This is a genomic window from Bradyrhizobium sp. ISRA464 (assembly GCF_029910095.1).
Taxonomy (GTDB): domain Bacteria; phylum Pseudomonadota; class Alphaproteobacteria; order Rhizobiales; family Xanthobacteraceae; genus Bradyrhizobium.
The window spans coordinates 8121574-8133783 of the sequence record NZ_CP094526.1; the positions used below are offsets into that span (position 1 = coordinate 8121574).

12 protein-coding genes are annotated in these 12210 nt (G+C 66.4%); 5 read left to right on the forward strand and 7 right to left on the reverse strand.

The window, feature by feature from the left end; genetic code table 11:
* Positions 1-7: 7 nt before the first annotated feature.
* A complete protein-coding gene (gene cobF / locus MTX19_RS37630; protein ID WP_280981673.1) occupies positions 8-757 on the forward strand; it encodes a precorrin-6A synthase (deacetylating) in 750 nt (249 codons plus the stop codon).
* Positions 758-849: 92 nt separating this feature from the next.
* Here the strand turns inward: cobF and MTX19_RS37635 are convergent, their stop codons facing one another.
* From MTX19_RS37635 to MTX19_RS37645, 3 genes are all read right to left on the reverse strand, one after another.
* Complete coding sequence (locus MTX19_RS37635; protein WP_280981674.1) at positions 850-1779, reverse strand: GTP-binding protein; 930 nt, start codon at positions 1777-1779, stop codon at positions 850-852.
* Between the two features lie 2 nt (positions 1780-1781).
* Complete coding sequence (locus MTX19_RS37640) at positions 1782-3275, reverse strand: amidohydrolase family protein (RefSeq protein ID WP_280981675.1); 1494 nt, start codon at positions 3273-3275, stop codon at positions 1782-1784.
* A 213-nt stretch (positions 3276-3488) separates the two neighbouring features.
* Complete coding sequence (locus MTX19_RS37645) at positions 3489-5345, reverse strand: ABC transporter ATP-binding protein/permease (RefSeq protein ID WP_280985747.1); 1857 nt, start codon at positions 5343-5345, stop codon at positions 3489-3491.
* A 195-nt stretch (positions 5346-5540) separates the two neighbouring features.
* Here MTX19_RS37645 and rpmE point away from each other — a divergent pair, with 195 nt between their 5' ends.
* A complete protein-coding gene (gene rpmE, locus MTX19_RS37650) occupies positions 5541-5768 on the forward strand; it encodes a 50S ribosomal protein L31 (RefSeq protein WP_280981677.1) in 228 nt (75 codons plus the stop codon).
* A 240-nt stretch (positions 5769-6008) separates the two neighbouring features.
* On the opposite strand, the gene MTX19_RS37655 is transcribed toward rpmE, so the two are convergent.
* On the reverse strand, positions 6009-6635 hold the full coding sequence (locus MTX19_RS37655) for a LysE family translocator (RefSeq protein ID WP_280981678.1): 627 nt from the start codon (positions 6633-6635) through the stop codon (positions 6009-6011).
* Positions 6636-6642: 7 nt separating this feature from the next.
* Complete coding sequence (locus MTX19_RS37660) at positions 6643-7269, reverse strand: FMN-binding negative transcriptional regulator (protein WP_280981679.1); 627 nt, start codon at positions 7267-7269, stop codon at positions 6643-6645.
* An 87-nt stretch (positions 7270-7356) separates the two neighbouring features.
* Between MTX19_RS37660 and MTX19_RS37665 the strand changes: the two genes are divergently transcribed.
* Complete coding sequence (locus MTX19_RS37665) at positions 7357-8865, forward strand: PLP-dependent aminotransferase family protein (RefSeq protein WP_280985748.1); 1509 nt, start codon at positions 7357-7359, stop codon at positions 8863-8865.
* Between the two features lie 18 nt (positions 8866-8883).
* On the opposite strand, the gene MTX19_RS37670 is transcribed toward MTX19_RS37665, so the two are convergent.
* Both MTX19_RS37670 and MTX19_RS37675 read right to left on the reverse strand, forming a co-directional pair.
* Positions 8884-9399, reverse strand: coding sequence for a DUF1465 family protein (locus MTX19_RS37670; RefSeq protein WP_280981682.1), 516 nt, complete (start codon positions 9397-9399; stop codon positions 8884-8886).
* Between the two features lie 421 nt (positions 9400-9820).
* Complete coding sequence (locus MTX19_RS37675) at positions 9821-10012, reverse strand: DUF1192 domain-containing protein (protein WP_280981683.1); 192 nt, start codon at positions 10010-10012, stop codon at positions 9821-9823.
* A gap of 296 nt (positions 10013-10308) precedes the next feature.
* On the opposite strand from MTX19_RS37675, the gene MTX19_RS37680 reads away from it, so the two are divergent.
* Together MTX19_RS37680 and MTX19_RS37685 are read left to right on the forward strand one after the other, a co-directional pair.
* Complete coding sequence (locus tag MTX19_RS37680; RefSeq protein WP_280981684.1) at positions 10309-11136, forward strand: class I tRNA ligase family protein; 828 nt, start codon at positions 10309-10311, stop codon at positions 11134-11136.
* Positions 11137-11205: 69 nt separating this feature from the next.
* Positions 11206-12207 carry an NAD(P)H-quinone oxidoreductase gene (locus MTX19_RS37685; RefSeq protein WP_280981685.1) on the forward strand — a complete coding sequence of 334 codons (1002 nt, stop codon included), beginning with the start codon at positions 11206-11208 and terminating at the stop codon, positions 12205-12207.
* The last annotated feature ends 3 nt before the right edge of the window (positions 12208-12210 follow it).

Sequence of the window (12210 nt, forward strand, 5' to 3'; positions counted from 1 at the left end):
TGCGGTCATGTTGAAGCTTTTCCTGATCGGCATCGGTTGCGGCGATCCCGCCCAGCTCACGCGCGCGGCGATCGGCGCCATCAACGCCGCCGATCTGATCCTGATCCCGCGCAAGGGCAGCGCGAAATCAGACCTTGCCGAGTTGCGCCGGACCATTTGCGCCGAGGTGCTGACCAATGACCGGACGCGCATTGCGGAGTTCGACCTGCCGGTGCGCGACGCCGGCGAGGAGGACTACCGCAAGGGCGTGGACGATTGGCACGATGCGGTCGCGGCAGCGTGGTCGCGGGAAATCGCTGATCATCTCGGACGCGAGGGGCGCGTTGCCCTGCTGATCTGGGGCGATCCGTCGTTATACGATTCCAGTCTGCGGATCGCGCAACGGCTCGATCCGTTGCCCAAGATCGAAGTGGTGCCGGGTATCACATCGATCCAGGCGCTGTGCGCGGCGCATGCGCTGCCGCTCAACGAGATCGGCGAGCCGTTCCTGGTCACGACCGGGCGGCGGCTGCGCGACGCCGGCTGGCCCTCGGCTGTGGATACTGTCGTTGTGATGCTCGACGGCGGCGCGGCCTTCCAGACGCTGGATCCTGCAGGACTATACATCTGGTGGGGCGCCTATCTCGGCATGCCCGATCAGATCACCATCGCGGGTAAGCTGGCCGAAGTGGGCCCTCGCATCGTCGCCGTGCGGCGAGAGGCGCGCGAACGGCACGGCTGGATCATGGACAGCTACATCCTCAAGCGACGATCGTGATCCAATGCCGCGGCCACGGCGCGCGGCTCACACGGGCTGCGGTCGCGGAACGCGGACCTCGCCGCACGACGGACCGATCCGCCCGCCTGACGTCAGCCGGGCTCGACGCACGCTTCCATGATCGCGTCGATCTCGGCGCGCGACAGAACGCCCATCTCGGCGATGAACACAATTCGTGTGCGCGGCACGCCCGGCGCCGGCGCCTCACCCGCCGCCAGCGTCGCGCGTCCACCGGCAAGCTGAAACACCATCAAGCGTCCGGGCTGCTCCACCGTCTCGAACAATCCCTTCGCCCGCGCGAGCTTTGGCGCCAGCCGGCTGATGGCCTGCTGTAATCGCGGCAACCGCACCGGCCGTTCCGACGTCCAGTTCAGCGTCTCGAACCGATCAACCACGGGCCGGCGCGGCTCCGTCTCGCGCGGCGATGGCGGGCGATCGAGGTCCGCAGGGAACAGCAGCGCCGTGGGCACCTCGCCATTGAGAGCATCGACCACCACCGCCGCAGGACGTAGCGCCCGCACCGCATCGCGTATCCGAGCGCACTGCTCCGCGCTCGCCAGATCCACCTTGCTCAGCGCCACCACGTCGGCCGCGCGCAGTTGCGATCGCAGCAGCGCATCGTCGAGCCTGGCCGCGGGCTGCGTCGCGTCCACCACGCACAGCACGGTTTCCAGCGGCGCCTCCCGCCAGATCACCGGGTCCATCAGATTGCGCACGACGTCGGAAGGATCAGCCACGCCGCTAGTTTCGATCACGATGAACTCGGGGCGCGGATCACGCCGCAACAGCGTGGCAAGCGTGCGAATGAGATCGCCCTCCAGCGAGCAACAGATGCAGCCATTGCTCAGGCTCGCCACGCCGTCGCTCGTGCCGGCGATCAGCTCGGCGTCGATGTTGATCGCGCCGAAATCGTTGACCACGGCGGCGATCCGCCGGCCCTGCGCATGCGCCAGCAGATGGTTCACGACCGTGGTCTTGCCCGCCCCCAGAAAGCCCACAACCAGCAGGATCGGGACCGGCACGATCAGCTCTCGGCAGTGACGGGCCGGCGCACCGGCCGGCCGGGCCGCGCCGTCACATCGAGAACGCCGTCGGAGATCAACGGCTGGCCGCTGACCACGAGGTGGCGCACGCCTTCGGCCGGGCGGTTCATCGCAGTGAAGGTCGCGCGATCGCTTAAGCTCTCGTAGTCGAACACCACGATATCGGCATCCGCGCCCACCTGCAGCCTGCCCTTCGCGCGCATCGCCGGCGTGCTGGCGGCCAGGATCTCCGCCGGGATCAGCGCGCATTTGCGGATGCCTTCGAGCAGCGACACCGCCCTCCGCTCGCGCACCCACTCGCGGATGAAGCGCGTGAAGCAGCCCGCCGATCGCGGATGCGACGTTGCATCATCCGGCAACGGCCAGGCATCGCCGGTGTAGACCTTGCCGTTCGATAATGTCCAAGGCATCGCGTCGGACGCGATTGCGCCGCCGGGATACAGCACCGAGATGTCCAGGAGGTTGCGGTGGTACGGGTTGTTCTCGATGTCAAGCACATGCCACAGCACCAGCGTGGACGGCTCTTCGGCCTGCGCAGTCAGCAGCTCCTCGCGGCTGCCGAAGCGGTGACCGTCGGTCACGCGCTGCACCGAATCGTAGCCGAGGCCGTTGCGCTCCTCGAATTGGGGATCGCTGAAGAAGGTTGCCGCCAGCACGGTGGAGCCGGTGCCGTAGGGATAGGCCTCCACCGTGATCGGCAGGCCTTGCGCCTGCGCCTTCGCGATCAGCGCGGAGCAGCGCTCGACATCCGTCTTGCTGGATGAGTTGAAATGGCAGATGTGCATATGCGCGCCGGTGGCGCCGGCATAGCCGATCAGCCGGATATAGGCCTCGGCCGCGCTTTCCGGGTCGATGCGGGACATGTAGGCGACATGGGTGAAGGTCGGCACGCCATGCGTCGCCGCCAGCTGGCACACCGCCGTCAGCTCCTGCACACCGGCGCCCGGGGCATAGGCGTTGAGAATGCCGATCCCGATGCCGCCCTCGTTCAGCCCGTTGCCGAGGCGGTCGAGAATACCGGCCACCTCAGTCTCGCTCGCCACGTTCTCGATCCAACGGCGGTCGCGCATGGCCCTGCCGAACGACTCCAGCGAGCTTTCCTCATTGGAGCCGGTCATCGCGCCGATGCGCGCGAAGGCCCAGTTGGCGGCAGCGCCGTAGTTCAGCACCCGTCCTTTCTCGGCCTGGCGGCGGTACCAGGACGCGACCGGCAGCACGCCGGCCTCGAGGTCGAGCGTCGTCGTCACCCCGTCGAACGCCTGCATGCGATCGGCCGGAATCGTCTGGCCATGCGCGTGCAGATCGATGAAGCCGGGAGCGACAACAAGTCCGCTCGCGTCGATCTGCCGCTCAGCGCTGCCCAGCCCGGTCCCCACCGCGGCGATCCGGCCGTCCAGCACCGCCACGTCGCCGACGGCGTCCATCCCGCTGGCCGGATCCACCACCCGGCCGCCGCTGATCACCAAACCGCCCATATCGCCACTCCCCGCATTGTCCGGAACCGCGGTCCCCAGGCCGGCCGCTTCGCTAAAGGCTTACGACCGGTCCCATGCCGGGCCAAGACACAAAAATGCATCGCATCTATCGCGACATCCGCGTCGGGATCGTCGTGACATGGTGTAAGGCAATCGCCCCTCACGCGAGCGCAGGCAGCGCCAGGCCGCGTGTCCTGCCGCGACAGCGCGTGTTCAGATCCCCTCGAACTGCAGCCGCGCCAGCCGTGCGTAGAGGCCGTTGGCGGCGACCAGCTCGGCGTGGGTGCCCTGCTCGACGATCTTGCCCTGGTCCATCACCAGGATGCGGTCGCAGGACAGGACGGTGGCGAGACGGTGCGCGATGACAAGCGTGGTGCGGTGGCGCATCAACTCCTCGAGCGCGGTCTGCACCAGCGTCTCGCTTTCGGCGTCGAGCGCCGAGGTCGCCTCGTCGAGCAGGAGCAGCGGCGCATCGCGCAGGATCGCGCGCGCGATCGCGATGCGCTGGCGCTGGCCGCCCGAGAGCGTCACGCCGCGCTCGCCGAGCTGAGCCTCAAAGCCGCCGGGCAAGCGGCGCAGGAATTCGCTGGCATGCGCGAGATCTGCGGCGCGCTCGACCTCGGCATCCGTGGCATCAGGACGGCCGAACCGGATGTTCTCGCGCGCGCTGGCGGCGAACACGACGGACTCCTGCGGCACCAGCGCGATGCGCGCGCGCACACCGGTCGGATCCGCCTCGCGGATCGGCACGCCGTCGAGCGAGATCGTGCCCGACTTCGGATCGTAGAAACGCAGCAGGAGATGGAACAATGTGCTCTTGCCGGCGCCGGAGGGACCGACAATCGCAACCTTCTCGCCCGAGCGCACCGACAGCGACACGCCGTCGACCGCGAGCACCTTGGGCCGGGTCGGATAGGCGAAGCTGACCTGGTCGAAGCCGACATCGCCGCGCGGCGGCTGCGGCAGTGCGCGCGGCGCGGCGGGAGCGGTGATCGCCGGCCTGACGCGCAGGATCTCGAACAACCGCTCGGCCGCGCCTGATGCGGCCGAAATCTCGCCCCAGACCTCGCTGAGCTGGCCGAGGCCGGTTGCGGCGAACGCGGCGTAAAGGATGAATTGCCCGAGCCGGCCCGGGCTGATCGTGCCGACCAGCACGTCGTGCGAGCCGACCCAGAGGATCACGACGACGCTCGTGAATACGATGAAGATGATGATCAGCGTCAGCACCGCGCGCGCCTTGGTCGAGCTGCGCGCCGCCTCATAGGCCTGCTCGACCTCGCGGCTGAAGCGCGTCCTGGCGAACCGCTCGCTGGTGTAGGCCTGCACGGTGCGGATCGCGGCGACGAGCTCGGACGCATAGGCGCTGGCGTCGGCCAGCGTATCCTGGGCATTGCGCGACAGCCGACGCACCCAGCGCCCGAACGCGACCAGCGGAAGCACGATGATCGGGATCGCCAGCAGCACGAAGCCGGAGAGCCGCGGGCTCGTGATCACCATCATGCTGGCCGCACCGATGAACAGCATCAGGTTGCGCAGCGCGATCGAGACGGAGGCACCGACCGCGGACTTGATCTGCGTGGTGTCAGCGGTGAGCCGCGACACCAGTTCGCCCGAGCGCGCGGAATCGAAGAACGACGGCGACAGCGAAATCAGATGCGCGAATACGTCGCGCCGGAGATCAGCGACGATGCGCTCGCCGATCGTCATGACGAGGTAGTAACGCGAGGCGCTGGCACAGGCCAGCACCGCAACGACCGCGATCATCACGCTGAAATAGCTGTTGATCATCGCGATGCCTTCCGGCGTGAAGCCCAGATCGATCATCCGTCGGACCGCGACCGGCACGATCAACGTGGTAAGGGCCGCGACCGTCAGCGCGATGAAGGCGAGGACCGCACGCCCCTTGTAGCGGGCCACATAGGGCGCGAGCGCGAGCAAGGGCTTCAGGCGGGCGCGGCCCTTCGCCGGCTCCGTCAGTTGGCTCTCGATGAAGGCTTCCTCCTCGAGCAGCGCATCGCGCGGAGGCTGCGGGGCGCCGTGAGGGGTCTCAAGCTGTTCGGCTACGCTCATGAATTCTGGACCGGTTTCTCTGCCCCCAGATAGGCCCGCCGACCCCCGGCTGGCAAATCCGGTAAAGTCCCAATGCAGTGATAGGCTTAAGCCCGTTTCTTGGCTTGTTTTAGGGGGTCCCTTGCGTTATAGAGCCGCCCAAATCCCGTATCCGTGACATCTTGAGACGGGCGCCGGCGCGCCGAAGGAACTGCCATGAAAGCCGATATTCATCCGAATTATCATACGATTAAGGTCGTCATGACCGACGGCACCGAGTACCTGACCCGCTCGACCTGGGGCAAGGAAGGCGATACGCTGAACCTCGACATCGACCCCAAGTCGCACCCGGCCTGGACCGGCGGCACCCAGCAGATCATGGACCGCGGCGGCCGCGTGTCCCGGTTCCAGAAGAAGTTTTCGGGCTTCCTCAAGAAGGACTAAAGTCCGTATCGATCGCCATCGCGGTCAGATGCAAACGCCCCCATCGCGGGGGCGTTTTTATTTTGCGCTGACGTTTGACCGCTTCGTAGGCGCCCTGACCCTCATCCTGAGGCGCCCGCATAGCGGGCGTCTCGAAGGATGTAGGCCACAGACGGGCCTCATGGTTCGCCTGGCGATGCGCAGCATCGTCCAGAGACGCGCTTTGGCTCCTCACCATGAGGAATTGATGGCGCAGCGGGCCTAGCGGTCCTGGAAGGCGAGCCGCGCCCCGAGCGCGACCAGGATGCTGCCGCCGATCCGCTGCATGATCCGCTGCGACCGGTGCGAGCGCCGCAGCTTCGACATCACGGCGCTGGCGAAGACCACGCAGACGATGTCGACCAGCGAGAATGTCAGATTGACGACGGTGCCGAGCACGACGAGCTGGGCCCAGACCAGCAGGCTTGCCGAGGCGTCGACAAATTGCGGCAGGAACGCCAGGAAGAAGATCGCGGTCTTCGGATTCAGCACCTCGACGACGACGCTTTGCGCAAACGCGCGCTTCACGGTGAGTGGCGCAAGGTCGGGTCGCGCTTGATGGTCGCGATCACGGAACAGCGACAGCCCAAGCCAGACCAGATAGGCCGCGCCGGCGAGCTTCATCGCCATGAACAGCGGCGGTACCGCATGAAACAGCAATGCAAGGCCGGCGGCCGCGGCGACCACATGGACGTAACCGCCGAGATGCAGGCCGAGCGAGGCCATCAGGCCTGCGCGCCGGCCGCCTGCCAGCGTGCGAGCTGCAGCGTAGAGCATGGCCGGGCCCGGGATCAGCGCAAAGGTCGCGGTCGTGATCGCGAATGCGACGTACAATTCCATTGCAGGCATTCGCGCCTCAATTCATCGGGATCATCGCCGCGACCTCGCGGTCGACCGGATTGTCGCTGGCGCCGAGCCCGGCGACGACGCCCGCGCGATCCTCGAGCTTGCGGTTCTGGCTCATCTTCTTCTTGGCGTCGATCCGCGTGATCGGCATCCGGATGCCGACGATTCCGCGCAGTTGAGCCTTGATGAAATCGGCCGGCGCATCGCTGACCTGCCAGACCTCCGCGCGCGAACTCTCGTGCAGATTGGTCAGCCGCGTCACGACGTCGAGCAGACGATCCGCATCCTCGAAGAACTCGGCGGGCCCATAGGCGTGGACGGCGACGTAGTTCCAGGTCGGCACCACCTTGCCGTGCTCGGCCTTGGTCACGTACCAGGACGGCGTCACATAGGCGTCGGGCCCGGTGAAGATCGCCATCGCCTCGCCAAGCGCAGGCGCCTGCCACTGCGGATTGGGCCGTGCGACGTGACCGTACAGGGTGCCGTAGTCGCCCTCGCGCTCGTCGAGGATCAGCGGCAGCGGCGTGCCCATCAGCCCGTCGGCGGTCGCGGTGACCAGCGTCGCAAGCCGCGACGCCCTTATCGTGGCGTGAATCGCGCCAAGCTCGTCGATCTTGAAATGTGGCGGCACGTACATGGGAAACCTCATCAGCTATCGGCTCGCACAATAGCCCCAGAGTGGTCTATGATAAGGACCATTCTCGATCATATTGACTGAACCACTATGCCGCGCCCGCGCGCCACCATCAGCATTCCCTCGCTCGGCGCGGTCGACCGCGCCGCGGGGCAGGTCGGACGCCAGATCGCCCAGGCGTTGCGCGCGGCCATCGCCAAGGGTGAACTGAAGGCGGGCGAGTTGCTGCCCTCGACGCGCGCGCTCGCAACTTCGCTTCGTGTCGCGCGCGGCACGGTCGTCGAGGCGTTCGAGCAGTTGCAGGCCGAAGGCTACCTGGAATCGCGCGTCGGCGCGGGCACCCGCGTCGCGGCGACGCTGGTCGACCCGCCTCGCCCGGTCCGCGCGCGAATCGAACGCGATCTGAAGGCACCGCCGATCCAGTTGCCGCCGCGCGCGCGGCGGCTTGCCGAGGTTGCCGCGGCCTTTACGCCGATGCCGGAGATGCCGTTTGCGATCGCCGTTCCCGGAGGCAGCGTGGCGCCCGATGCCAATTGGCGGCGGCTCGGCAATCGGGTGCGGGCATCGCGCGCGGCGGCACCGGCCAGCTATGGCGATCCGCGCGGCGTGATGGAGTTGCGGCACGCGATTGCCGATTATGTCCGGACATCGCGCGCCGTGCATTGCGAAGCCGAGCAGGTCGTGATCACCGCCGGCACGCAGCAGGGCCTTTACCTCGCCGGCCGCGTGCTGCTGTCGCGCGGCGATCATGTCTGGGCCGAGGACCCCGCCTATCCCGGCATGACAGCCGTGCTCGACGATCTCGATCTCGTCACGACGCGCGTGCCGGTCGACGCGCAGGGCATCGATGTCGATGCCGGCCTCGCCGCGCGTCCCAAGGCGCGCGCCGCCTTCGTCACGCCGTCGCATCAATATCCGCTGGGCATGCCGATGAGCATGGCGCGCCGCAACGCGCTGCTGGCATGGGCGCAACGCCAGGATGCCTGGATCGTCGAGGACGACTATGACAGCGAGTTGCGCTATGCCGGCCATCCCTTCCCGTCGCTGCAAGGGCTGGACCCGTCGCGCGTGATCTATCTGGGCACGCTGAGCAAGGTGCTCTTCCCCTCGCTGCGGCTCGGCTACGTCGTCGCGCCCGCGCCGCTGGTCGATGCCTTCGCCGGCGCGCGGGCGCTGCTCGACCGGCATTCGCCGACCGGCGACCAGCACGTGCTGGCAGCCTATATGCGGGAGGGCCTGTTCGAAGCGCATATCAGGCGCATCCGCGGTGTCTACGCCGCACGTCGCGCCACGCTGATCGCGGCGCTCGACCACCACATGCCGCGCAACGTCACGCTGCAGCCGAGCGATCAGGGCATGCATCTGCTGTTGTGGCTGCCGCAGGGCGCTGACGACGTGCACCTGGCGAAGGCGGCACTCGCCGACGGCATCGTCGTGCGGCCGATTTCACCGATGTACCGGGTCGCGCCGCGACCCGGTCTCATGCTCGGCTTCGGCGGATTCGCGCCGGAGGAGTTGGAGGCAGCCGCGGTACGCTTGCGACGCGTGATGGATCGGGACGGATCGCAGCGGCGCACCCAACCGCGCCGCGCATCGTGATGATGCTTCGCGCCGACCTTACTGCTCGAACGCGGCCTTGAGGCGGTTGAGCTGCGGCACCAGCGGGTTGCCGATCGCGGAACGATCGAAGGCCGCCGGCGCGTGGATCGTGGTGTCGAGCCGGCGGACGCGCGCCTGCAGGTCCATCGAGCGTGCGATCAGGTCCTGCAATTGCTGCGGCAGCTTCGCGATCATGTCGGCCGGGCCAGGATCGGCGGCCGAGAGCTTGACCTTGGTCTTCTCGCGATTCGCCTGGGTCAGCGTCATCTCGCCTTCCTTGACCGCGCGATGCAGCAACAGCCACGATGCGAGCTGCATCAGGCGGGTGGTGAGGCGCATGCTTTCGGTGGCATAGGTCAGGCTGACGGAACGCTCGAGCGCCTTGGCCTCGGCGCGGCCGTCGCCGTCGAGATAGGCGGCGGTCTGCTCGACCAGGTCCATGCCTTCCCGGAACAGCACGCCGAATGCTGCAGAATTGGTCAGCCGCTCACTGAACAGCACAAGCCCGGATTCGCCCTGCGAACGATCCGCCATGGTTAACGCCCTCACACCACCGTAACGTCCGCCGGCGTCTGTCGCGCCGGCTTTATGATGAACAAATCATTGCGCGGGCGCGGCGAAGAGTCCAGCCGCAACCGGATTTATGGTTTCCGGCCGGTGGGAGGCACAAAAAAGAGCCGCCGTTTCCGGCGGCTTTTGAAGTTGATAACAGGGAGGCGTCAAACAGAGTGGACAGGAGCCACTCGGTGTCCAAACGAGGACGATGCAGTCATAATCGAGAAAGCTTAATCGATCGTAAATGAACGATTTTCTTCAGGCTTTGTTTGCCATGTCGGCCAGTGACCTAGTTTGAGACAGGCGCGCAGCAGCGCGCTGTCCGCAGGGGCGACAGTGCTCTGGGTTCCCGGGTGCGCCCGGGACGATGGCGCAAGGCGCTACGGCTTGAAGCGACGTGCTACGACTTGAAGAATGCGTTGGCGGCATCCTTCGATGCGCGCTTCTTCGTCATCGCCTCCTTCAGGCGTTCGACCTCGGCGTTGAGCAGCGCGATCCGCTCGGTCAATTCCTCGACCGACAACAGTGAGAGATCCTGTCCGATCTCGTGTGTGATTTTCTTCCGCGGCCGGTCGTCGTCCTCAGTCGGCATGTGTCCTCCCGGCAGTCATGATCTATTCTCGTTGTTTGAGCATGATCTCTTCGGAAAACCGGCTTCCACTTTTCCAGATCATGCTCTGGATCCCACCAATCTGGCGTTCGGCACCCTGAAATGATACCCTCGCAGTGCGAAGGAGAATGTTGCAGTGACTTTCGCACGCGCGCAACAGCAGACGCGAATGCCCCGGCCCGACCGCAGGGAGTCTGACCGGACAGGATAGCGCGCGTCCGCGCGCGAGGCATGAGCCGACCCCAAGCCCTTCCGATCATGCGGGAGGGCTTTTTGATTTGCAGCAGGTCGGCATCGTCAAACGCGAAAGACTGCACCCCCTGAGCAAGATTCTCATCACCAGCGCGCTGCCCTATGTGAACGGCGTCAAGCATCTCGGCAATTTGATCGGCTCGCTGCTGCCCGCCGATCTCCACGCCCGTTTCAGACGGCAGACAGGCTGCGCCGTTCTCTTCATCTGCGCGACCGACGAGCACGGCACGCCCGCCGAACTCTGGCGCTGGTGCCTGATCGCAAACGCACCCGAAAGCGCCGACAGCGATTTCAGCGTCGCGAAGTTCGTGGTCGATGTGAACAAGGATCTCGCCGACATCTTCGGCAATCTCGTCAACCGCATCATCAGCTTCGCCCATCGTGCCTTCGACGGCCGCATTCCCGACGGCGGCGCGCCTGGTGACGCCGAGCGGCGGCTCGCCGACGAGTTGGATCAGCGCATCGCAGCACTCGGTCGTCACCACACGGCGCTGGAATTTCGTGCCGCTGCCGCCGCGACCCGCGCGATCTGGGACAGAGCGAATGCCTACGTGCAGCACGCAGCACCATGGGCCGCCATCAAGTCCGATTCCGTTCGCGCGGCCGTCGTGACGCGAACGGGCCTCAACCTGGTCGCCGTCTGCGCAATACTGGCGTGGAGCGTCGTGCCTCACCTCGCCGAACGCGTGCTGCACGCGTTCGGCCGCGACGATGCCGTTCCGCGCTGGCCCAATGGCCCACTCGCATCGCTGCTCGACGGGGACGCGAGCACGCCGGTCGCCAGACTTGGCCCGCTGGTTGAAAAAATAACGCCCGAGAAGGCCAACCATCTTGTGACACGGTTCGGGGCTTGACGGCGTTCCACTCCGGCGGAAAAGGCGATATGCCATCCGCCGATCCCCTTCACTGACCAAGGACGAACCATGCCCAAGCTGCCCGCGCAAATGACCGTCGTCGCCATCAGCAAGCCGGGTGGCCCGGAGGTGCTGTTGCCGGAAACCCGCGCAGTACCGGTTCCGGGCCCGGGCGAAATCCTGGTCAAGGTCGAGGCGGCCGGCGTCAATCGTCCCGACGTCGCGCAGCGCTCCGGCTCCTATCCGCCGCCGCCCGGCGCGAGCGACCTGCCCGGTCTGGAGATCGCGGGCGAAGTGGTGGCGCTCGGCGAAGGCGCGACGCGGCACAAGATCGGCGACAAGGTGATGTCGCTCGTCGCCGGCGGTGGCTACGCGCAATATTGCATCGCGCAGGACGGACAGGCGATGACCGTGCCGCCCGCGCTGTCGATGCAGGAGGCCGGCGCGCTTCCGGAAACGCTGATGACGGTCTGGCACAATGTGTTCGAGCGCGGCGCGCTGCAGGCCGGCGAGACGCTTCTGATCCACGGCGGCTCGTCTGGTATCGGCACGATGGCGATCCAGCTTGCGAAAGCGTTCGGCGCCAAGGTGATCGTCACCGTCGGCTCGGAGGACAAGGCGGATGCCTGCCGCAAGCTCGGCGCCAATCATGCCGTGAACTACAGGACAGAGGATTTCGTCGACGCAGTGAAGAAGATCACCGGCGGCACCGGCGCCAATGTCATCCTCGACATGGTGGGTGGCGATTACATCGATCGGAACTACGAGGCCGCCGCCGTCGAAGGCCGCATCGTCCAGATCGCGTTCCTGTCGGGAACACCGAAGGCAACGGCCAATTTTGCCAAGCTGATGGTCAAGCGGCTGCATCACACCGGTTCGACCTTGCGTCCCCGTAGTAATGCGGACAAGGCGGCGATGGTCGCGGCGATCGAGGCGAAAGTGATGCCGTTGCTGCGCGAAGGCCGCATCAAGCCGCTGATGGACAGCAGCTTCCCGCTGGAAAAGGCCGCCGACGCACATCGGCGGATGGAGACCAGCCAACATATTGGCAAAATTGTGTTGGCCGTTTAACGA

Excerpts from the sequence above, each read along its gene's own strand:
- MTX19_RS37665 (WP_280985748.1), top strand. The coding sequence starts at position 7,357 with ATGCCGCGCCCGCGCGCCACCATCAGCATTCCCTCGCTCGGCGCGGTC.
- cobF (WP_280981673.1), top strand. The coding sequence starts at position 8 with ATGTTGAAGCTTTTCCTGATCGGCATCGGTTGCGGCGATCCCGCCCAG.
- MTX19_RS37655 (WP_280981678.1), bottom strand. The coding sequence starts at position 6,635 with ATGCCTGCAATGGAATTGTACGTCGCATTCGCGATCACGACCGCGACC.
- MTX19_RS37675 (WP_280981683.1), bottom strand. The coding sequence starts at position 10,012 with ATGCCGACTGAGGACGACGACCGGCCGCGGAAGAAAATCACACACGAG.
- MTX19_RS37660 (WP_280981679.1), bottom strand. The coding sequence starts at position 7,269 with ATGTACGTGCCGCCACATTTCAAGATCGACGAGCTTGGCGCGATTCAC.
- MTX19_RS37670 (WP_280981682.1), bottom strand. The coding sequence starts at position 9,399 with ATGGCGGATCGTTCGCAGGGCGAATCCGGGCTTGTGCTGTTCAGTGAG.
- MTX19_RS37640 (WP_280981675.1), bottom strand. The coding sequence starts at position 3,275 with ATGGGCGGTTTGGTGATCAGCGGCGGCCGGGTGGTGGATCCGGCCAGC.
- MTX19_RS37685 (WP_280981685.1), top strand. The coding sequence starts at position 11,206 with ATGCCCAAGCTGCCCGCGCAAATGACCGTCGTCGCCATCAGCAAGCCG.
- MTX19_RS37645 (WP_280985747.1), bottom strand. The coding sequence starts at position 5,345 with ATGAGCGTAGCCGAACAGCTTGAGACCCCTCACGGCGCCCCGCAGCCT.
- rpmE (WP_280981677.1), top strand. The coding sequence starts at position 5,541 with ATGAAAGCCGATATTCATCCGAATTATCATACGATTAAGGTCGTCATG.